This window comes from Microbacterium sulfonylureivorans (genome assembly GCF_003999995.1).
Lineage (GTDB): Bacteria > Actinomycetota > Actinomycetes > Actinomycetales > Microbacteriaceae > Microbacterium > Microbacterium sulfonylureivorans.
Map to the genome: position 1 here is coordinate 662,481 of NZ_RJAD01000002.1, position 21,775 is coordinate 684,255.

The 21,775-nt window shown below is 69.5% G+C and carries 17 protein-coding genes; 3 read left to right on the forward strand and 14 right to left on the reverse strand.

The annotated features are described in order from the left end of the window. Window positions 1-7 precede the first annotated feature (7 nt). The 3 genes from EER34_RS12700 to EER34_RS12710 form a co-directional block, all read right to left on the reverse strand. Window positions 8-1,222, reverse strand: a complete 1,215-nt coding sequence (locus EER34_RS12700) for a phosphoglycerate kinase (RefSeq protein ID WP_127475339.1) — start codon at window positions 1,220-1,222, stop codon at window positions 8-10. Between the two features lie 12 nt (window positions 1,223-1,234). Further along, complete coding sequence (gene gap / locus EER34_RS12705) at window positions 1,235-2,245, reverse strand: type I glyceraldehyde-3-phosphate dehydrogenase (protein ID WP_127475341.1); 1,011 nt, start codon at window positions 2,243-2,245, stop codon at window positions 1,235-1,237. A 103-nt stretch (window positions 2,246-2,348) separates the two neighbouring features. Beyond that, window positions 2,349-2,975, reverse strand: a complete 627-nt coding sequence (locus tag EER34_RS12710) for a superoxide dismutase (RefSeq protein WP_127475342.1) — start codon at window positions 2,973-2,975, stop codon at window positions 2,349-2,351. A 149-nt stretch (window positions 2,976-3,124) separates the two neighbouring features. On the opposite strand from EER34_RS12710, the gene EER34_RS12715 reads away from it, so the two are divergent. Then, a complete protein-coding gene (locus tag EER34_RS12715) occupies window positions 3,125-3,964 on the forward strand; it encodes a PhzF family phenazine biosynthesis protein (RefSeq protein WP_127475344.1) in 840 nt (279 codons plus the stop codon). 6 nt (window positions 3,965-3,970) lie between these two features. Here EER34_RS12715 and whiA read toward each other — a convergent pair whose 3' ends face one another. From whiA to EER34_RS12745, 6 genes are all read right to left on the reverse strand, one after another. Further along, window positions 3,971-4,948, reverse strand: a complete 978-nt coding sequence (whiA, locus tag EER34_RS12720; protein ID WP_127475346.1) for a DNA-binding protein WhiA — start codon at window positions 4,946-4,948, stop codon at window positions 3,971-3,973. Between the two features lie 69 nt (window positions 4,949-5,017). Beyond that, entirely contained in the window at window positions 5,018-5,899 is an 882-nt protein-coding gene (gene rapZ / locus EER34_RS12725) for an RNase adapter RapZ (RefSeq protein ID WP_127475347.1), read from the reverse strand. Between the two features lie 25 nt (window positions 5,900-5,924). Further along, window positions 5,925-7,832: an excinuclease ABC subunit UvrC gene (uvrC, locus tag EER34_RS12730; protein WP_127475349.1), complete on the reverse strand. Its 1,908-nt coding sequence runs from the start codon at window positions 7,830-7,832 to the stop codon at window positions 5,925-5,927. Between the two features lie 4 nt (window positions 7,833-7,836). Continuing rightward, a complete protein-coding gene (gene uvrA / locus EER34_RS12735) occupies window positions 7,837-10,737 on the reverse strand; it encodes an excinuclease ABC subunit UvrA (RefSeq protein ID WP_127475351.1) in 2,901 nt (966 codons plus the stop codon). A 59-nt stretch (window positions 10,738-10,796) separates the two neighbouring features. Continuing rightward, window positions 10,797-13,088, reverse strand: a complete 2,292-nt coding sequence (locus EER34_RS12740) for a 5'-nucleotidase C-terminal domain-containing protein (protein WP_127475353.1) — start codon at window positions 13,086-13,088, stop codon at window positions 10,797-10,799. A 129-nt stretch (window positions 13,089-13,217) separates the two neighbouring features. Further along, window positions 13,218-13,682, reverse strand: a complete 465-nt coding sequence (locus EER34_RS12745; protein WP_127475355.1) for a MarR family winged helix-turn-helix transcriptional regulator — start codon at window positions 13,680-13,682, stop codon at window positions 13,218-13,220. A 41-nt stretch (window positions 13,683-13,723) separates the two neighbouring features. Here EER34_RS12745 and EER34_RS12750 point away from each other — a divergent pair, with 41 nt between their 5' ends. After that, entirely contained in the window at window positions 13,724-13,975 is a 252-nt protein-coding gene (locus tag EER34_RS12750; RefSeq protein WP_127475357.1) for a hypothetical protein, read from the forward strand. A 35-nt stretch (window positions 13,976-14,010) separates the two neighbouring features. Here EER34_RS12750 and uvrB read toward each other — a convergent pair whose 3' ends face one another. The 3 genes from uvrB to coaE form a co-directional block, all read right to left on the reverse strand. Beyond that, entirely contained in the window at window positions 14,011-16,092 is a 2,082-nt protein-coding gene (gene uvrB / locus EER34_RS12755; RefSeq protein WP_127475359.1) for an excinuclease ABC subunit UvrB, read from the reverse strand. A gap of 95 nt (window positions 16,093-16,187) precedes the next feature. Then, entirely contained in the window at window positions 16,188-16,820 is a 633-nt protein-coding gene (locus EER34_RS17520) for a hypothetical protein (RefSeq protein WP_164743551.1), read from the reverse strand. 52 nt (window positions 16,821-16,872) lie between these two features. Further along, window positions 16,873-17,490, reverse strand: a complete 618-nt coding sequence (gene coaE / locus EER34_RS12765; protein ID WP_127475360.1) for a dephospho-CoA kinase — start codon at window positions 17,488-17,490, stop codon at window positions 16,873-16,875. Between the two features lie 497 nt (window positions 17,491-17,987). Between coaE and EER34_RS12770 the strand changes: the two genes are divergently transcribed. Beyond that, entirely contained in the window at window positions 17,988-18,788 is an 801-nt protein-coding gene (locus EER34_RS12770) for a response regulator transcription factor (protein ID WP_127475667.1), read from the forward strand. 39 nt (window positions 18,789-18,827) lie between these two features. Here EER34_RS12770 and EER34_RS12775 read toward each other — a convergent pair whose 3' ends face one another. Beyond that, a complete protein-coding gene (locus tag EER34_RS12775; protein ID WP_127475362.1) occupies window positions 18,828-19,994 on the reverse strand; it encodes a hypothetical protein in 1,167 nt (388 codons plus the stop codon). Continuing rightward, window positions 19,991-21,730 (reverse strand): sensor histidine kinase, encoded by a 1,740-nt coding sequence (locus tag EER34_RS12780; RefSeq protein WP_127475364.1) that lies wholly within the window; start codon window positions 21,728-21,730, stop codon window positions 19,991-19,993. The genes EER34_RS12775 and EER34_RS12780 overlap by 4 nt, the downstream gene beginning before the upstream one ends. Between the last annotated feature and the right edge of the window lie 45 nt (window positions 21,731-21,775).

The window sequence follows — 21,775 nt, forward strand, 5'->3', positions numbered from 1 at the left end:
TTGTCCACTACTGCCATCCGAGGACCTCCAGTCCGGGGAGCTTCTTGCCCTCGAGGAACTCGAGGCTGGCGCCCCCGCCCGTCGAGATGTGGCCGAATTCGTCGTCGGCGAAGCCCAGCTGACGAACGGCGGCGGCGGAGTCGCCGCCGCCCACGACGGAGAGTCCGTCGACTTCGGTGAGCGCCTTCGCGACCGCCTTCGTGCCCGCGGCGAACGGCGCGAGCTCGAACACGCCCATCGGGCCGTTCCAGAACACCGTCTTCGAATCGCGGACGAGGTCGGCGAATCGCGCGGCCGTCTCGGGACCGATGTCGAGACCGAGACCGGATGCCCCGAACGGCGTCTCCTCGATCTGGTCGGCGCGGGTCACCACGTGCTCCGCATCGGCGCCGAACTTCGACGCCACCACGACGTCGGTCGGGAGCACGAGCTCGACGCCCGACTCCTCGGCACGGCGCATGTACTCGCGGACGGTGTCGAGCTGGTCGGCCTCGAGCAGGCTCGACCCGACCTTGTGGCCCTGGGCCGCGAGGAAGGTGAAGAGCATGCCGCCGCCGACGAGCAGCCTGTCGACGCGCGGAAGCAGGTGCGAGATCACACCGAGCTTGTCGCTCACCTTCGAGCCGCCGAGCACGACCGTGTACGGCCGCTCGGGGTTCTCGGTGAGCCGGTCGAGCACGTCGAGCTCGGTGGCGATCAGGTGCCCGGCAGCGGACGGCAGGAGCTCGGCGAGCTCGTACACCGACGCCTGCTTGCGGTGGACGACGCCGAACCCGTCGGAGACGAGCGCGTCGCCGAGTCCGGCGAGCTGCTCGGCGAACGCCCGGCGCTCCCCCTCGTCCTTCGCGGTCTCGCCCGGGTTGAACCGGAGGTTCTCGATCACCGCGACGTCGCCGTCCTCGAGAGCCGCGACGGCCTCGTGAGCGGACTCGCCGACGGTGTCGCGCGCGAACGCGACGGGCTTGCCGAGGAGCTCGGACAGCCGCTGGGCGACCGGCGCGAGGCTGTACTTCGCGTCGGGCGCGCCCTCGGGGCGACCCAGATGCGAGCAGACGACGAGCCGTGCGCCCTGGTTGATCAGGGCGTTGAGCGTGGGAAGGGATGCCCGCACACGGCCATCGTCCGCAATGACCGCGTCCTTGAGAGGAACGTTGAGGTCACAGCGGACGATGACGCGCTTGCCTGCGAGCGAACCCAGCGAATCGAGGGTGCGCAGAGCCATGGTGGTGATCGCTTAGAGGCGCTCGGCCACGTACTCGGTGAGGTCGACGAGGCGGTTGGAGTAGCCCCACTCGTTGTCGTACCAGGCCGAGACCTTGACGAGGTTGCCGCTGACGTTGGTCAGCTCCGAGTCGAAGATCGACGAGTGCGGGTTGCCCTGGATGTCGCTCGAGACGATCGGGTCCTCGGTGTACTCCAGGTAGCCGGCGAGGCGCCCCTCGGCTGCGGCGGCCTTGTACACGGCGTTGACCTGGTCGGCCGTGAGGCCCTCGGTCGGCGTCACGATGGTGAGGTCGACGATCGATCCGGTGGGCACGGGGACCCGGTACGACGAGCCGCTCAGCTTGCCGTTGAGCTCGGGCAGGACGTGACCGATGGCCTTCGCGGCACCGGTCGAGGCGGGGACGATGTTGATCGCGGCACCGCGCGCACGGCGCAGGTCACTGTGCGGGCCGTCCTGGAGGTTCTGGTCGGCCGTGTAGGCGTGCGCGGTCATCATGAAGCCGCGCTCGATGCCGAACGCGTCGTTGAACACCTTCGCGAGCGGCGCGAGGCAGTTCGTGGTGCACGAGGCGTTGGAGATGATGACGTCGGTCTCGGGGTTGTAGTCGCCCTCATTGACGCCCATGACGATGGTGACGTCGTCGCCCGTCGCGGGAGCCGAGATGAGGACCTTCTTGGCGCCGCCGGCGATGTGCTTCTTGGCGTCCTCGGCCTTGGTGAAGCGACCGGTCGACTCGATCACGATGTCGACGCCCAGCTCGCCCCACGGGAGGTTGGCGGGGTCGCGCTCCTCGAAGACCTTGATCGTCTTGCCGCCGATGGTGATGGACTCCTCGTCGTACGAGACGTCCTCCGACAGCACACCGCCCACGGAGTCGTACTTGAGCAGGTGCGCGAGCGACTTGTTGTCGGTGAGGTCGTTCACCGCCACGATTTCGAGGTCTGCTCCCTGCGCGAGGGCCGCGCGAAGGTAGTTGCGTCCGATGCGGCCGAAGCCGTTGATGCCGATCTTGACAGCCACGGAATTTCTCCTGAGAAGTGTCGTGCGCGAGTGCGCGGTTGGTGCGATTCAGACAGTGGACAACGGCGTCCCGGCCGGCAGTCCCGCCGGGACGCCGCGCCTGCTATGACAGTACCAGCAGGCCCGAGGTCTTCTCGCGGGCGGCGTCGAGGCGCTGCGCCACGTTCTGCCAGTTGGCGATGTTCCACACGGCCTTGACGTAGTCGGCCTTGACGTTGAGGTAGTCGAGGTAGAACGCGTGCTCCCACATGTCGAGCTGGAAGACGGGGATCGTCCCCTGCGCCGTGTTGCTCTGCTGGTCGAAGAGCTGCTGGATGATGAGCTGCTCGCCCAGCACGTCCCAGCTCAGGACGGCCCAGCCGGACCCCTGGATGCCGGTCGCGGCGGCAGTGAAGTGCGCCTGGAACTTGTCGAAGCCGCCGAAGAACTCGTCGATCGCGGCACGCAGCTCGCCCTCGGGCTCGCCACCGCCCTCAGGGGACAGATTCGTCCAGAAGATGGAGTGGTTGACGTGACCGCCGAGGTTGAAAGCGAGGTCCTTCTCGAGCTTGTTGACGTTCGCGAGATCGCCCTTCTCACGGGCCTCGGCCAGCTGGTCCAGAGCGGTGTTCGCGCCCGTGACGTATGCCTGATGGTGCTTGTCGTGGTGCAGCTGCATGATCTTGCCGCTGATGTGCGGCTCGAGCGCCGCGAAGTCGTAGGGGAGGTCGGGCAAGGTGTACTTCGCCATGTTCTCTTCTTCCTGTCAGCGCGGCGCCGAGGCTCCCCGGCGCTGCGAGGGGACTGGTTCATCCTACTGAGGCCCAACACCCGGGCGAGGGGGTTGCTTCCCTCCGTGACGCGAACTACGACGGGAGATCGCGCCGCTACGATCGCGGGATGACGCAACCGGCGGTGCAGCGATGGGCGGCCTTCACGAACGACCCCGCGGGCGGGAATCCCGCGGGCGTCGTGACCGGCGCCGACGAACTCGACCCCGCCGAGATGCAGCGCATCGCCGCCGACGTCGGGTACGCCGAGACGGCGTTCGTGACCGGCACCGGGCGGAGCCGCGGCATCCGCTACTACTCGCCTGTCGCCGAGGTGCCGTTCTGCGGGCATGCGACGATCGCGTCGGCCGTCGCGCTGGCGACGGAGCTCGGCGACGGGGTGTTCTCGTTCTCCACACCGGTCGGTCCGGTGGACATCGTCACCCGGACCGACGCGGCAGGACGGTCGGCCGCGTTCACGAGCGTGGAGCCCTGGGTCCGCTTCCTTCCCGACGCCTCGCTCGACGCGGTGCTCGACCTGATCGGGCTCACGCGCGACGACCTCGACCCCCGGCATCCGCCCCGTCTCTCCTTCGCCGGCAACGCTCACCCGCTGCTGGTCCTCGCCGACCGCAGCGCCTTCGATGCGTTCGTATTCGATCCGGACCGTGCCCGCGCCCTGATGGACGCGGAGTCCTGGCCCGCCACGATCATCGTGCTGCACGAGCTCGACGGCGGACGCTGGGAGGCCCGCAACATCTTCCCTGTGGGGAGGATCGTCGAAGACCCGGCGACGGGCGCGGCGGCGGCGGCGACCGGCGGCTATCTGCGCGCGACCGATGCCGTCGACACTCCGGCTCGCATCGTGATCGAGCAGGGGCGCCACGTCGGGAGACCGGGCCTTCTCACGGTCGACATCCCCGTGGCCGGAGGCATCACCGTCTCGGGCACCGCGGTGCCGATCGACTGAGGGCCGTCAGTCCTCGATGCCCGCCGGCACGGCGGACTCGGTCCCCGGCAGGCCCTCGGCGTCGGCCTTCTTGTCCGCCATCGCGAGGAGGCGCCGGATGCGGCCTGCGACGGCGTCCTTGGTGAGCGGCGGGTCGGCGTGATGGCCGAGCTCGTCGAGGCTGGCGTCGCGATGCGCGAGGCGCAGATCGCCGGCCTCTCGGAGGTGGTCGGGCACCTCGTCGCCGAGGATCTCGAGCGCCCGCTCCACCCGGGCGCACGCAGCCACCGCAGCCTGAGCCGACCGGCGCAGGTTGGCGTCGTCGAAGTTGACGAGGCGGTTCACGCCCGCCCGGACCTCACGACGCTGGCGCAGCTGGTCCCACTCGGCCGCGGCCCGCTCCGCGCCCATGGCGGCCAGTGCCGCGCGAATGGCCTCGCCCTCGCGCACGACGACACGGGGAACCCCGCGGACTTCACGGGCCTTGCCGGGAATGCCCAGCCGGTGGGCCGCGCCGACGAGCGCCATGGCGGCCTCGGGCGACGGACAGGTGATCTCGAGCGCTGCGGAGCGGCCCGGCTCCGACAGGGAGCCCGCGGCGAGGAACGCCCCGCGCCACACGGCGGCGAGGTCGCCGCGCGACCCCGTCGTGAGCTTGTTGGGCAGCCCCCGCACGGGCCGGCGGCGCTGGTCGAGGAGGCCGGTCTGCCGGGCGAGCGTCTCTCCGCCGTCGATCACGCGCACGGCGTAGTGGCTGCCGCCGCGGGCGCCGGAGCCCTGCACGTGGACGAGCTCCGGACGCACGCCGTACAGCTCGACCAGGTCTCGCGCGGTGCGGCGGGCGAGGATGTCGGAGTCGAGCTCGGCCTCGACGGCGACGCGGTTCGCGATCGAGTGCAGGCCGCCGGAGAACCGCAGCAGAGAGGTGAGCTCGGCCACCCGGGCCGTGGGGCGCGGGTCTCGCACGGTGATCAGCTCGGCCTTCACGTCAGCGGTCAACGACACGGGACTCCTTCTCGGATGGGGGGAACGACGGTCCAGCCTACTCGGGGGCCGGACGGTTGGTGGAGCGTCTCACTCGCGACCGAGGTCGCGGTGCTTCACGCGCACCGCGACTCCGGGCACGGCAGCCAGCCGCTCGGCGAGCTCGCGGGCCGTCGCGACCGAGCGGTGCTTGCCGCCGGTGCAGCCCACCGCGACCACCGAATGCCGCTTGTTCTCCCGCTGGTACCCCTCGAGCACGGGGCGGAGTGCCGTCGCGTAGGCCGCGATGAACTCCTCGGCGCCGGGCTGCCCGAGGACGAAATCGCGCACGGCCGGGTCCTCGCCGGTCAGCGGACGGAGCTCCTCGTTCCAGAACGGATTGGGCAGGAAGCGCATGTCGGCGACGAGGTCCGCGTCGGGCGGCAGGCCGTACTTGAACCCGAAGCTCAGGATCGTGAGCGTGTGGCGCGCGGCATCCGCTTCGGTGAACAGGTCGTTGACCTGGGTCGCCAGCTGATGGATGTTGTACGTCGACGTGTCGATGATGACATCGGCGCTCTCGCGCATCCCGGTCAGCCGCTCCCGCTCGAGGCGGATTCCGTCGAGGATCGTGCCGTCGTCCTGGAGCGGATGCGGTCGGCGGACCGCCTCGAACCGTCGCACCAGCACCTCGTCGGAGGCATCCAGGAACATCAGACGGATCTGGCGCCGTTCGCGCAGTGCGCGCATGGCCTCGGGAAGCTCGGAGAACAGGTCGCGACCGCGGACGTCGACGACGACCGCCACCCGCGGCAGCACGCCCGCCGCGAGCTCGGTGAGATCGAGCAGCGGCTTCAGCATCTGCGGCGGGAGGTTGTCGACGACGTACCAGCCGAGGTCCTCCAGCGCGTTGGCGGCGGTGGACCTGCCCGCGCCGGACATGCCCGTCACGACCAGGACCTCGCCTGTCTCTCGGCGCGCTGCCTCGCTCATGACCACCCCCGTCGTCGAGACCACCCTACCCACCGGAGAGGTGCGCGTGGATCGCGGCCGCGAGCTTCGGCCCGACGCCCGGCAGTTCGGCGATCTCGTCGGGTGTCGCCTTCTTGAGGGCCGAGACCGAGCCGAAATGACGCAGGAGCGCCTTGATCCGAGCGTCGCCGAGACCGGGGACCTCGGCGAGCACGCTCTGGATGTCGCGCCGGCGGCGCCTGCGCTGATGGGTGATCGCGAACCGGTGCGCCTCGTCGCGAAGTCGCTGCAGAAGGTACAGCGACTCGGATGTGCGAGGGAGGATGACGGGGAACTCCTCCCCCGGCAGCCAGACCTCCTCGAGCCGCTTGGCGATGCCGCACAGGGCGATCTCCTGGTGCCCCGCGTCACGCAGTGCACGCGCCGCGGCCTCGACCTGGGGCTTTCCGCCGTCGACGACGAGAAGCTGGGGACGGTACGCGAAGCGCGCGCGCTTGCGCTCGGTCACCACCTCGCCGTCGGCCGTCGGCTCCACCCGCTCCGGCTCGTTCTCCTCGGGCCGGTCGAGATAGGCGAGACGCCGGCGCAGCACCTGGTACAGCGAGTCGGTGTCGTCCGTGGTCTCCGGCACGCCGAAGGAGCGGTACTGGTCCTTGCGCGGAAGACCGTCCTCGAAGACGACCATCGACGCCACGACGTTGGTGCCGCCGAGGTGCGAGACATCGAAGCACTCGATGCGCAGGGGTGCCTCGGCGAGATCGAGCGCCTCCTGCAGATCTGTGAGCGCCTGGGTGCGCGCGACGTAATCGCTGGTGCGACGCGTCTTGTGCAGCATGAGCGCCTGCTGCGCGTTGAGCGACGCCGTCTTCATGAGCTCGGACTTCCGCCCCCGCTGGGCGATCTGGATCGTCACGGCCTTGCCCCGGCGCTCGCGGAGCCACTCCTCGAGATCACCCGCATCCTCCGGCATGACCGGCACGAGCACCTGTCGCGGGATGTCGGCACCCGCCGCGTTGCCGTACGTGCGCTGCAGCACCTGGTCGACGAGATCGCCGCCGGTGATGTCGAGCTCCTTCTCGATCGTCGTCGCGCGGACTCCGCGCACCCGGCCGCCGCGGATGACGAAGTGCTGCACCGTGGCGGCCAGTTCGTCCTCGGCGATCCCGAAGAGGTCGGCGTCGGTGTCGGCCGCCAGCACGAGAGCGCTCTTGCTGAGGACCGCGTCGATCGAGCTGAGGCGGTCGCGGTAGACGGCGGCGGCCTCATAGTCCATGGCGGCGGATGCCTCGCGCATCCGGGCGGTGAGCTCTCTCGTGAACCGCTGATCGCCGCCCGACATGAAGGACACGAAGTCCTCGACGATCGCCCGGTGCTCCTCGATCGACACCTTCATCGAGCAGGGGCCGCCGCAGCGCCCGATCTGCCCGGGGAAGCATGGCCGGCCGGACGCCATCGCCTTCTTGTAGGACGAGTCGCTGCACGTGCGGATCGGGAAGACCTTGATCATGAGGTCGATCGTGTCGTGGACGGCCCACACCTTCGGATAGGGGCCGAAGTACTTCGCCCCCGGAATGCGACGGTTTCGCGTGACGATCACGCGCGGCGCCTCGTCACCCAGAGTGATCGCCATGAACGGGTAGGACTTGTCGTCCTTGTAGCGCACGTTGAAGGGCGGATCGAACTCCTTGATCCACATGTACTCCAGCTGCAGCGAGTCCACGTCGCTCGCCACGACGGTCCACTCGACCGACGCCGCCGTCGTGACCATGCGGCGCGTGCGCTCGTGGAGCGTGTGAAGCGGGGCGAAGTAGTTCGACAGTCGGGCGCGGAGGTTCTTCGCCTTGCCGACGTAGAGCACGCGGCCGTCCCGGTCGCGGAATCGGTACACGCCGGGGTTGGTCGGGATCTCCCCCGGCTTCGGCTTGTAGGCGACCGTGGGTGCGGAGCGGGCCATCGCGTCAGCCGGCCTTGCGGACCGCCTGCGACCCGCCCAGCACCTCGGCGAGGAACGCGCCCGTGTGGCTCGCCTCCACGCGGGCGACCTGCTCCGGTGTTCCCGTCGCGATGATCTGGCCGCCGCCTGATCCGCCCTCGGGGCCGAGGTCGATGATCCAGTCCGCGTTCTTGATGACGTCGAGGTTGTGCTCGATCACGATGACCGAGTTCCCCTTGTCGACCAGTCCGCCGAGCACTTCGAGCAGTCGGCGCACGTCCTCGAAGTGAAGGCCGGTCGTCGGCTCGTCGAGGACATAGATGGAGCGCCCGTTCGACCGGCGCTGCAGCTCGGTCGCGAGCTTCACGCGCTGCGCCTCGCCGCCGCTGAGCGTCGTCGCCGACTGACCGAGGCGGACGTAGCCGAGGCCCACGTCGACGAGCGTCCGGAGGTAGCGGTGGATCGCCTGGATCGGCTCGAAGAACTCCGCGGCCTCGGAGATCGGCATCTCCAGCACCTCGGCGATGTTCTTGCCCTTGTAGTGGACGGCCAGCGTGTCGCGGTTGTACCGCTTGCCGTGGCAGACCTCGCAGTCGACGTACACGTCGGGGAGGAAGTTCATCTCGATCTTGATCGTGCCGTCGCCGGAGCACGCCTCGCAGCGCCCGCCCTTCACGTTGAAGCTGAAGCGCCCGGGCTGGTATCCGCGCGCCTTCGCCTCGGGCGTTTCACTGAAGAGCGTGCGGATGCGGTCGAAGACGCCGGTGTACGTCGCCGGGTTCGACCGCGGGGTGCGCCCGATGGGCCCCTGATCGACGTGGACGACCTTGTCGAGCTCCTCGGTGCCGGTCACCCGTGTGTGCTTGCCCGCGACGCGACGAGCACCGTTGAGCCGCGTGGCGAGCACCTCGTACAGGATGTCGTTCACGAGGGAGGACTTGCCGGAGCCGCTGACACCGGTCACCGCCGTGAGCACGCCGAGGGGGAAGTCGACCGTCACGTTCTGGAGGTTGTTCTCGCGTGCGCCGACGACGGTGACCTTGCGGCTCTTGTCGATCTTGCGGCGCTTCTTCGGCGTCGGGATCTCGCGTCGGCCGGCGAGGTAGTCGCCGGTGATCGAGTCGCTCTCCTTGAGGAGCTGCTCGAGGGGTCCGGAGTGCACCACCGCTCCCCCGTCGACGCCGGCCCGCGGGCCGATGTCGACGATCCAGTCGGCGGCGTGGATCGTCTCCTCGTCGTGCTCGACGACGATGAGCGTGTTGCCGAGGTCGCGCAGCGTGATCAGCGTCTCGATCAGGCGTCGGTTGTCGCGCTGGTGGAGGCCGATCGACGGCTCGTCGAGCACGTAGAGCACCCCGGTCAGCCCCGAGCCGATCTGCGTCGCGAGGCGGATGCGCTGCGCCTCACCCCCCGACAGCGAGCCGGCCGAGCGGCTGAGGTTGAGGTAGGTCAGCCCGACCTGGATGAGGAAGTCGAGCCGCACCCGGATCTCGCGGAGCACCTGCGCGCCGATCTTCGCCTCGCGCTCGGTGAGATCGAGACCGGCGAAGAACTTCTGCGCGTCGGCGAGACTCAGGCGCGAGGCCTCCGCGATCGAGTGCCCGTGCACCTGCACGGCGAGCACCTCGGGCTTGAGGCGCGCGCCGTCGCACACCGGGCACGGCACCTCGCGGAGGAATTCCGACCATCGCTGACGCTGCGTGTCGGTCTCGGCCTGCAGGTACTGGCGCTCGATGTACGGCACGACGCCCTCGAAGCCGGACGAGTACCGCATCTCCCGTCCGTAGCGGTTCTTCCACTTGACCGTGACCTTGTAGTCCTCGCCGCGCAGGACCGCCTCGCGGACCTCGGTGCGCAGCATCCGCCACGGGGTGTCCAGCGAGAATCCGAGGTCGTTGGAGAGCCCCTCGAGCAAGCGCTCGTAGTACTGGAAGAGACCCTTGCCCTGGGTGGTCCACGGGATCAGGACGCCCTCGCGGATCGAGAGGTCCTCGTCACCGACCATGAGCTCGACGTCGACCGACATGCGCGTTCCCAGACCGGAGCACGCGGGGCACGCTCCGAAGGGGGCGTTGAACGAGAACGTGCGCGGCTCGATCTCCGTGAGCTGCAGCGGATGCCCGTTCGGGCACGCGAGCTTCTCGGAGAAGGACTGCCACGCCTCGTCGCCCTCGAGGTCGACGAAGTTGACCTGCATGACGCCGCCGGCGAGGCCGAGAGCCGTCTCGACGGAGTCGGTGACGCGACTCAGGATGTCGGGACTGGCCACGAGGCGGTCGACGACGACGGCGATGTCGTGCTTGTAGCTCTTCTTGAGCGTGGGCGGCTCGGCGAGCTGGATCAGCTCGCCGTCGACGACGGCACGCGCATAGCCCTTGGCCGACAGCTCTTTGAAGAGGTCGACGAACTCGCCCTTCTTCTGGGTCACCACCGGCGCGACGATCTGATAGCGCGTGCGCTCAGGCAGCTCCATCAGCTGGTCGGCGATCTGCTGCACCGTCTGGCGCTGGATGACCTCGCCGCACTCCGGGCAATGGGGCACACCGATGCGCGCCCAGAGCAGGCGCATGTAGTCGTGGATCTCGGTGATCGTTCCGACCGTCGATCGCGGGTTGCGGTTGGTCGACTTCTGGTCGATCGACACGGCGGGGCTGAGGCCCTCGATGAAGTCGACGTCAGGACGGTCGACCTGGCCGAGGAACTGGCGGGCGTACGCGCTGAGCGATTCGACGTAGCGGCGCTGGCCCTCGGCGAAGATGGTGTCGAAGGCGAGGCTGGACTTGCCGGAGCCGGAGAGTCCGGTGAAGACGACGAGCGAGTCGCGCGGGATGTCGAGATCGACGTTCTTCAGATTGTGCACGCGGGCACCGCGAACGCTGAGTTTTCCGCTGGTGTTTCCGGGCACGGCGACAGGGACTATGGGCACCAGACAAGTTTAGGCGGGGCCCCCGACATCGGCGCCGGAGACCCCGCCTTCACTGGTTCCTACCAGACGAGCACGGGGAACGTCGGGCTCTCCGACGGCTTGACCGTGTCGCTGCCGCCGTACGAGACCGAGAGCTTGTGCACGCCCCGGTCGAGCGCGGGCAGCTTGACCTTGACGATGCCGCGGTCCTTCGCGGTGAGGGTCGCCGTCGCGATCACCTCGTCACCGTCCGAGATCGTGACCTCGCCGGTGACGACGGTGCCCTTCTCGGCCACGACGATGGTGGTGAACTGCACCGAGGAGTTCCGCTTCGCGAGGAACTTGCTCGGGATGCCGAGGGTCGAGCTGTCGGCACGCTCGAACACCGTGACCGGGATCTCGATGCTCGTCCCGCGCGGCGTCGTGACCGTCAGCGGCACCTGGACGGGTGTGCCGAACTTCGCCGTTCCGGTGATGCCCTCGGGCACGGTGACCGTGACGGTCGCCTTGCCGTTGACGTCGCTGATCGCCGTGGGCAGGGTGTTGTCGATCGCCGACGTGCCTGCGGGCTTTCCGCCGATCGTCACGTCCACGGTGGTTGCGCGGGGCTCGGTCGTCGAGAAGTCCAGTGACGAGAGCGCGATGTCGAACGAGCTGCCGACCTCGTAGCCCTGGGCACCAGCCGGCGCGGGAAGGGTGGCGCCGATCGAGCGCTGGGCGTAGTCAGGCGTGGCCGTCTTCACCTCTGCCATATAGGCCACCATCGACTCGAGGTCGACCTGACCGGTGTCGCGCTTGTTCGTGCCCTGGCCGATGGCGCCGAAGTTGTCGCCGCCGGTGCTGAGGAACGAGTTGGCGACGACCCGGTAGGACGCCGCGGGATCGATGTCGACGCCGTCCAGCGTCATCCGGAGGATGCGCGAGCCCGGAGCGGCGGCCGGGTCGAACGCGTACTCGAAGCCCTTCGAGATGCCGAGCTTGAGGAACGGGCGCTGGGCGCCGGCGGGCTGCCACTGCTGCTCGAGCGCCTGACGGATCTGGTCGCCGGTGAGCGTCAGCGTGACGAGCGTGTTCGCGAACGACTGGACGTCGGCGGCCTCCTTGTAGGTCAGCACGCCATCGGGCGCGAACGCCATGTCTGCTCGCAGACCGCCCGGGTTCATGAACGCGATCTGCGTCGCGGGGTCGGTCCGTCGCGCCGACCACAGCTGCGCGTCGGCGACGAAGTTGCCGAGCGTCGACTCGCCACCGCGGTTCTCGGTGCCCGCTGCGAGCTTCGCGCGGTTGAAGTCGGCGGTGATCTTGCCGAGCTCGACGCCGCCCTGGACGGCCGCCTCGGCCTTGGCCACATTGACCTTGGCCAGGATCGGGTCGTCGGCGGGGACGGGGTACTGCGGCGTGGTGCCGACGTACATGTCGTACACGGTGTTGTCCATGGACAGGACGGTCTTCGTCGCCGGGTCGACCTGGATCACCATGTTGCTGAACTTCTCGCCGTACTGACCCGACGAGATGACCGGCCGCTGGCCGGTGTCGCCCGCGTAAGGGACCTCGTGGTTGTACGCCAGGTGGGTGTGGCCGGAGACGATCGCGTTGATCTTGGGGCTCGCTCCGCTGACGATCTGTGCGAAGGCGGAGGAGTCGGTGACCGCCGCGTACGACGTGTTGGCGGCACCCTCGTGGATCAGAAGGACGAGCACGTCGGCTTCACCGTTCGCCGCGTTGCCGTCGGTCAGGCGGTCGGCAGCGCCGTTGACGCTGGCGACGATGGGGCGCACGTCCAGCTCGGTGATGCCGCCGGGGCTCACGAGCGACGGCAGCTCCTCGGTCACCGCACCGATGAAGCCCACCGAGACGTCGCCGAAGTCCTTCACCCAGGACTCGGAGAGTGCGGTCTCCTGCGTGCCCTTGAGGAACACGTTGGCCGCGATGTACTCCCAGTCGGCGGCGTCCTGGACGCGGTCGCGGAGATCGAGCCAGCCCTTGTCGAACTCGTGGTTGCCGGCCGCGCTGACCTCGAGACCCGCGTCGTTCAGCGTGTCGATCGTCGGGAGGTCCTGCTGGATGAAGGAGGTGAACGTCGACGCGCCGATCATGTCGCCGGCCGCGGCGAACACGGTGCGGTCGTTCGTGCTGCGGATCCCGTCGACCGCCTTCGCAAGAGCCGCGATGCCGCCGACCGGTGCCGCGGCCTCGATACGACCGTGGAAGTCGTTGACGGTCACGAGGTTGATCTCGAGCGGCTCGTCCGCGGCCTGGGCGGGAGCGACGGCGATCACGCCGCCGCCGAGAGCGAGAGCGCCCGCGGTGGCGACCGCGATGAGACGGCGGCGACGCGGAGCGGGGCGGTCGGGGTGGGACCTGATTCGCATGGGGTGACTTCCTCTTGCTGGATCGGATGACAGGATGCCGGCGCCGGGGCACGCAGGTTCACCGCGATCGGGACGCCGTGTCGAGCCTAGATACCTCCGGTCGCAGGTGCCAGAGGTTTGCCGAAGAGTTCATCCATCTGTGATTTGCGGGTGACGGGCACCGGAGAACGGCGCGAGCGCGTCGCGCAGAGCGACGAGGGATGCGGCATCCGTCCCGACACTCTCCATCACCTTCGCCGGCACCTCCAGCGCGCGCCGACGGAGTCTCCGGCCGGCGTCTGTGAGGCGCACGTCGAGCACGCGTTCGTCGAGCTCGCGACGCGACTTCGTGACCAGGCCCTGGGCCTCGAGGCGCTTCACGAGTGGCGAGAGCGTCGCAGGATCGAGCGCGAGCTCTGCGGCGAGCTCCCGCAGCGAACGGGGCGAGCGCTCCCACAGCGCGAGCATCACGAGATACTGCGGATGCGTCAGCCCGAGCGGCTCGAGGATCGGCCGGTAGATCGCGACGACGTTGCGTGCCGCCGTCACAAGGGCGAAGCACACCTGGTTGTCGAGCGTGAGCAGGTCGTCGGCGCTCTGAGCGGATTCGGTCACCAGGAGATCCTATCGACGCTAATAGTTAGTACACTAATGATATGCGCAATGAGGATGCCTCCGCCGAACGCCCGCCGCTCCGGGTCCGGGTGCGCGAAGCCGGCGGCTGGTACGCATGGTTCAACGCGAGCCTCATCCGTGCCGCGGGGCCCGCGGCGGTCGGCCCCTACGAGACGACTCCCCCGCCGACGGCCGCCCAGCGCGCCGAGCGCGCGTGCCCCCTGTGCGGAGCGCCGATCGCGGACCACACCTTCGACCGGTCCGGTCCGAAGCCGCTCATGCACTGCCCCTGAGCCGGCAGCCGCGGGACGCCGGCTCGTGTCGACCGCTACGCGTGCCCCGCCCGCTCCATCGCTCGCAGCTCCTTCTTGAGATCCTGCACCTCGTCGCGAAGACGGGCGGCGAGCTCGAATTTCAGTTCGGCCGCAGCGGCGAGCATCTGGTTGCTGAGGTCGCCGATCGTCGCCTCGAGCTGCTCGGCGCCTTCCGCCGCGATGCCCTCTCGACGCAGCTGCGGCGTGGGCGACTTCCCCTTGCCGGACTTCAGCCGTGCACTGTCTTTGCGCGAGAGCATCGCCTTCGTGTCGGACGCCTCGCGTGCGAGAGCGTCGGTGATGTCGGCGATCTTCTTGCGCAGGGGCTGCGGATCGATCCCGTGCTCGAGGTTGTACGCAACCTGCTTCTCACGACGGCGGTCGGTCTCTTCGATCGCGTTGCGCATCGAGTCGGTGACGGTGTCGGCGTACATGTGGACCTCGCCCGACACATTGCGCGCCGCGCGACCGATCGTCTGGATGAGCGACGTGCCGCTGCGGAGGAACCCCTCCTTGTCGGCGTCGAGGATCGCCACGAGCGACACCTCCGGGAGGTCGAGCCCCTCGCGCAGCAGGTTGATGCCGACGAGGACGTCGTACACACCGGCGCGCAACTCGCTCAGCAGTTCGACGCGGCGGAGCGTGTCGACATCGGAGTGGAGGTAGCGCACGCGAACCCCGTGCTCACCGAGGAAGTCGGTGAGCTCTTCGGCCATCTTCTTCGTGAGGGTCGTGACCAGCACGCGCTCATCGCGCGACGCGCGCACGCGGATCTCTTCGAGCAGGTCGTCGATCTGACCTTTCGACGGCTTCACGATGATCTGCGGGTCGACGAGACCGGTGGGACGGATGATCTGCTCGACGACTCCGTCGGCGATCCCCATCTCGTACCGACCGGGGGTCGCCGAGAGGTAGACGGTCTGGCCGATGCGGTTCTTGAACTCGTCGAACCGCAACGGCCGGTTGTCGAGGGCGCTGGGCAGGCGGAACCCGTGCTCGACCAGCGTGCGCTTGCGCGAGGCATCCCCCTCGTACATCGCCCCGATCTGCGGGACCGTCACGTGCGACTCGTCGATGACCATCAGGAAGTCGTCGGGGAAGAAGTCGAGCAGCGTGTGCGGCGGCTCTCCGGGCGAGCGTCCGTCGAGATGACGCGAGTAGTTCTCGATGCCCGAGCAGAATCCGAGCTGCTGGAGCATCTCCAGGTCGAAGGTCGTGCGCATGCGGAGCCGCTGCGCCTCGAGGAGCTTGTTCTGCGACTCGAGCTCTTTCAGCCGGTGCTCGAGCTCGTTCTCGATCGTGCCGATCGCACGCTGGACGGTCTCGGTGCCGGCGACGTAGTGCGAGGCCGGGAAGATCGGAACGGCGTCCATGCGCTGGATCACGTCGCCGGTGAGCGGGTGCAGCATGTACAGCGCCTCGATCTCATCGCCGAAGAGCTCGATGCGGATGGCGTACTCCTCGTACACCGGGATGATCTCGATCGTGTCGCCGCGGACGCGGAAGTTGCCGCGGGAGAAGTCGACGTCGTTGCGGTTGTACTGCATCGCGATGAACTTGCGGATGAGGGCGTCGCGGTCGTAGACCTCGCCGACCTGGAGCGCGACCATCGCGCGCATGTACTCCTCGGGCGCGCCGAGGCCGTAGATGCACGAGACGGTGCTCACGACGATGACGTCGCGCCTGCTGAGGAGCGAGTTGGTCGTGGAATGACGCAGCCGCTCGACCTCGGCGTTGATCGACGAGTCCTTCTCGATGAAGGTGTCGGTCTGCGGGACGTACGCCTCGGGCTGGTAGTAGTCGTAGTAGCTGACGAAGTACTCGACCGCGTTGTGCGGCATGAGCTCGCGGAACTCGTTCGCCAGCTGCGCGGCGAGCGTCTTGTTGTGCGCGAGCACGAGGGTCGGCCGCTGAACCGCCTCGACCAGCCACGCCGTCGTCGCGGACTTGCCGGTGCCGGTCGCGCCGAGCAGCACGACGTCGGTCTCGCCCGCGTTGATGCGCGCAGCGAGATCGGCGATGGCTCCCGGCTGGTCGCCGGACGGCTCGTAATCGCTGATGACCTCGAAGGGACGCACGGAACGGGTGGCTTGCACCCCTCCAGCGTAGGCGCGGCCCCCGACACCGGGGGCGCCGTTCGCGCCGAGCGGATGAGGCGTCAGGCGGAGTCGTCCGTGCGACCGCGCCCGGCTCAGCCGCCGCCGCCGCCGTCGCCCCCGAATCCGCCGCCGTCGAACCCGCCGAATCCCCCGCCGTCGAACCCTCCGCCGCCGTCGCCCCCGAATCCCCCGCCGTCGAACCCGCCCGACGTGCCCGTGTCGTAGGTTTCGCCGACCCATGCGGGTTCGGACCCGATCGCCAGGGAGCCTCCGCCTGCCGAGAAGTAGGACATCACAGCGGCGGACACGAGGAAGTTCTGGGCGACGACGACCCCCACTCCACTGGTGAGCAGCAGATCGCGCGGGTCCAGGGCGTCGCGCGGATCGCCGGCCTCGCGCGTCGCGGTTGCCACACCGCCGGCCTCGACGGAGCCGCTCGCCGACGCGCGCTGCGCGCGACGCTCCTCGGCTCGGCGGACCAGCTTCGCCAGCACGGTCGGGTCATCGGAGGCCGCGTCGCGCTCGGCATCCGACATGAAGGGCTTGAGCTGCTCGAACATGTCGCGGCGCTTCTCGATCGGAAGATCGCGGAAAGCCGTCGCATGCGCGCTCTCGATGACCGAGGCGGGGAGCGTGTTGAGCAGGTACACGTAGCGGCCCATGCGCTCCTCGTCGGTCAGCGCCTCGACACGGCGCTTGCTTCGCAACCTCGAGAACCAGCCCATGAGCGAACCTCCTTGTGCCAGGGGCAGGATACCGCGCCGCGCCGAGGGGGGACTAAGTCGCGCGCGCGGTGATCCGCTCGGGAAGGGCCGCCCACAGCTCGTCGACCTGACGGTTCGTGTCGTCGATCGACCCTGTCGTGTCGATCACGACATCGGCGATCGCCAGCCGCGCCTCGTCATCCGCCTGCGACGAGATCCGGGCCGCGGCTTCCTTGTCGGACATCCCTCGGAGCTCCACCAGCCGCCTCCGGCGCGTGTCGGACGGGGCGTGGGCGACGACGATCAGCTGCCACGGATCGTCGACGCGCGCCTCGACCAGCAGCGGCACGTCGTAGACGACCACCGCATCGGGGTCTGCCGCGAACGCCGCGGCGAAGCGGCGGGCGGATTCGGCCCGGACGGCAGGATGGACGATGGCGTTGAGCCGCTTGACCGCCGCGTCGTCGCCGAAGACCCGCCCCCCGAGGGCCGCCCGGTCCAGCGACCCGTCGCGGCGGAGCATCCCCTCCCCGAACTCGGCCGCGATCGCGGCGAGCACGGACGAGCCGGGCTGCTGCACGTCGCGCACGATCTGGTCGGCGTCGACGACGACGGCACCGTGTTCGGCGAGGCGCCGGGCGATCGTGGACTTTCCGGACGCGATGCCGCCGGTGAGCGCGACGAGAGGCATGAGTCGAGGATGCCACGGCCGAAGCCCGGGCGGGTGACCGAACCTTGGGCGCTCCTGAGGTCTCACTGAGGGTGGCTTGAGGCCACCCGGGTACGTTCGGGACAACCCGAAAGAAGGCGGACCTTCACAGGGGGTCTCTGGGGAGGACAGGACGTGACACACCGACGAGCATCCGCGACGTCGGCCACCTGCCTGTCCACCCACCCGCCCGGCTCGTTCGCGAGGCGGGGTGGAGAAGTCCGCCATCGGTGCGGTGGGGTGGTGGTCGTGGGGGCGATCGCCTCCCCCTCCCGCACCACGGGGGCGCGCGCGTCGCGGCACGGGGGGGTTCGTGTCGTGAAGCGTGCGGCCTCCCGTTCCGGCGGGGCGCGCGGCCGGGATCTGTCGGATCCTGGCCGCCGCCTCTCCGGCGCACACCCCCGAGCCGCGCGATCCGCCAGGGACGTCGCCTGATGGCCGATCCCGGACGCCTGTTCCAGACCGCGTTCTGGGATATCATGACCGACGTCCAGGAGCCTGCGATCGTTTCGCCGGCACCGGAGGGTGAATCGGTGGATGAAACGCGCGTAGCCGTGGTGATCGAGGATGAGGAAGACATCCGGTCGCTGCTTTCCGCGGTGCTGGCACAGGCGGGGTTCGACGTGCACGGCGCGGCAAACGGCCAGGACGGCCTCGAGCTCGTGCTCGAGCACCAGCCGCTCGTCACGACGCTCGACGTCAACATGCCGGGCATGGACGGATTCGAGACGGCCAAGCGCATCCGCGCCGTCAGCCCGACGTACATCGTGATGCTCAGCGCCCGCACGGAGGAGATCGACGCGCTCCAGGGACTCGAGGCCGGGGCCGACGACTACGTCGCCAAGCCGTTCCGCCCCCGTGAGCTGCGTGCCCGCATCGACGCGATGCTGCGCCGCCCCCGCCACAATGTCGCCGCGGCACCGGTCATGGCCGACCCGTCCGGTCCCATCAGCGCCGCGTGGCTCGAGCACCAGGGCCTTCGACTGAACCCCGAAATGCGGATCGTCACGATCGACGGCGACGATCTCGAGCTGACCCGCAGCGAGTTCGACATCCTCGCCGACCTGCTCGCCGCCGGGCGACGCGTCCGCGGCAAGTCCGACCTCGCGCTCATGCTGCGCGGCGAGCAGTTCACGGGCGTCGAGTTCGTGAGCGACAGCGACGCGCGCGCGATCGAGGTGCACGTCGCGAACCTGCGGAGGAAGCTCGGCGAGTCGCCGACGAATCCGCGGTGGATCGAGACGGTCCGCGGCGTCGGATACCGCCTCACAGCACCCTGACCGACGCGCGAGGCGGCGAGGATCCCAGATCGGATGCCGCTATTCGGTCTCCCCCACGAGGACCGACGTCTCCACGCTCGCCGCCGCCCGGCTCGCAGCCTCTCGGGCGACGCGCTGCAGCGTCGATGCATCGTAGCCGGCGGCATCGCTCAGGGCGACCCCGACCCCGACCACGGGGATGACTCCCCCGCCCACCTTGCCGAGGTCGTCGAACAGCCCTCGGTACACGGCGCCCGCCACCCGGCGCGCCTCGGGCGCGGAGTCCACGACGACGCCCATGACGAGTCCGGTCGTACCGTCCTCGCCGACAAGCGCGTTCGACGGGGCATGACGACGCACGCCGGTGCGCCACGTCTCGGTGACGGCCCTGGCGACCTCGCTCCCGAACGCCGTCGAGATCTGGTCGAGGTCGTCGATGCGCACCGCGATCACGCCGACGACCTCGGAGCGCGACGCGGCCCGCTCGCACAGGCCGGCCAGCGCCGCGTCGAAGACGTCGCGCGAGAGGATGCCGCCCTTCGCGGTTCCGAGTCCCGCGAGCCGCAGGTAGCCGCGCATCGGAGCACGTGTGGAGCGAAGGACGGATGTCACGACGACGGCCACGATCGTGAGGATGACCGTGAGGAAGCTCGTGGGGATCGTTCCGAACGCGGTCTCGAACAGGGCACTCTCGGGGCCGGCGACGAGGAACGCCGTGGTGCGCGAGACGTAGTACAGCGACTGGAGGCCGAGGACGAACGCCAGCACCCACGCGGTGCGCGACTCGCGGAGGGCTCCGCGGACGCATTCGGCCGCCCCCGCCCCGGCGAAGACCATGAGCGCGACGAACATCCACACGGCGCCCGCCCAGTCGCCCCCGTCCGCGCCCTCCACCGCGACTGCGACGCCCGCGGCGACGATGGCTCCACCGACCAGCCACGACGACCACGCCATCGGGCTGCCGTTGAAGCGCCGGCACCCGAGCCACATGCAGCCCGTGCCGGCGACGAATGCGGCGTTGCCGACCGCGACCGCCCACCACGCGCCCGGGCTCTGCGACCAGACCATGTACGCCAGCGTGGTGAGCATGGCGGCGAGGAAGCCGAGTGCCCACACACGACCGGCACCCTCATCGCGGCGCAGCAGCGTCTCGACGATGAAGAGGATGCCGCTGACGTTGACGACCAGCGCCGTCATGATGACCACGCTCTGGAGCTCGAGGATCATGACGGGGTCCTTTCGGGTGGCGACGGGTGCGGGCGGGGCGCCGGCGGCGGCGCCCCGTGGTGCTCCGTCGCGGGGAGCTTGACGATGAAGGTCGAACCGACACCCGGCGAGCTGTGCAGCCCGATCTCACCACCGTGGGCGCGGACGATGTCGCGCGTGATCGCGAGGCCCAGGCCGGTCCCCGTCCTGCGGCCCGCCCCCGCCTTGTAGAACCGCTGGAAGAGCCGGGAGCGGTCGGCCTCACTGATGCCGACGCCGGTGTCGCGCACGAGGATCCAGGTGCTGGCACCGTCGGTCGTGGTGCCGAGGAAGACGGTGCCGCCGTCCTTGTTGTAGGTGATCGCGTTCGACACGAGGTTGTCGACCACCTGCCGGAGGCGCACCGGATCGGCCCACACCTCGGACTCCTCCAGCCCGGTGGTGTCGATCGTCACAGCGCGCGAGGCGGCGCGGGGCAGAAGTGCCTCACCCGCCGCGCGGACGATGTCGCGCGCGTCGAGGAGCTGCGGCGACATGGATGCCTCCACGGACGACGAGGACGAGCTCGACGCGGCGAGGATGTCGGCGACGATCCGCAGCAGGCGCTCGGCGTTCCGCTCGGCGATGTCGAGGTTCGCCCGGACGTGATCGGGGATGTCGGGCTCCTCGATCGCGAGGTCGAGGTAGCCGAGGATCGACGTGAGGGGGGTGCGCAGCTCGTGCGACACCGATGCGACGAGCTCGTCCCGGGCACGGAGCGCATCGAGCTCGGCCGTGACATCGCGCGAGACGACCACGGCTCCGACGTCCTCCCCGTCGGGGTCGATCAGCCGACGTGCCGTGATGCTGAGCGCCTGCCGAGGTCCCGGCTCCTCGCCGAACCACACGATCTGGCCGTCGAACGCCTCGCCGCGGAGGGCGCGCTCGACGGGGAGCTCGTCGTCGGGCAGCCTGGTGACGCCGTCGTCGCGGAACGCCGGCGCGTCGTCGTCGGCATCGTCGCCGCGGATCGCCTGCTGGAGACGCCCGTGGGCCTCGTTGGTCACCGCGACGCGTCCGTCGGCGTCGACCCGGATCACCCCGAAGTCGACGGCATCGAGAACCTCGGTCACGACCTGCTCCTGGCGCCGAGTCTGCTCCAGCACGCGGCGCAGCAGCTGCGACTGCTTGGCGAGCAGCATCCGCTGGGCGTCGGAGCGGCGTGCGGTGAGGTGGCTCGTCGCCGCGACCGCGAAGAGCACCAGCGGCAGCAGGAGCGTCGTGTACTCGACCTCCTGCGCGGTGAGGACGGTCAGCACGCCGATCACGCCGGCGATCGCCACGATGACGGCGAAGAGCCCCAGCATCCCGAATCCCGCGGCGAGCCAGGTCGTCGGGAAGATCCACAGGAGGCCCATCGCCGTGCCCGGGGCGGCGAGGACCATGAGCATGATGGCAACGATGTCGATCGCGGGGACGACCGCGACCCATCCGAAGGGCAGGCGGTTCCAGGGGATGATGAGCGCCGCGCCCATGACGATCATCACGATCACGACGCCGGCGAAGAACAGCGCGGCGTCGACCTCGCCGGGATCGAGGGCGATCAGCACGCCCAGCACGAAGACGACCGACGAGAGAAGGAGCTGGTTCAGCGTCGCCGTTCGGTCCCGCGTGCGGTCGGCGAAATCCTCGCGCAGCCACACCGTGCGAGCGCGTCGAGGCGACGCGTCCGACGGCCGTGACCCGCGGCGCCCCTCGTCCCCTTTCGCGGCGTCCATACGGTGACGCTAACGGATGCCGACCTCGGCCGTGAACGAGGCTCG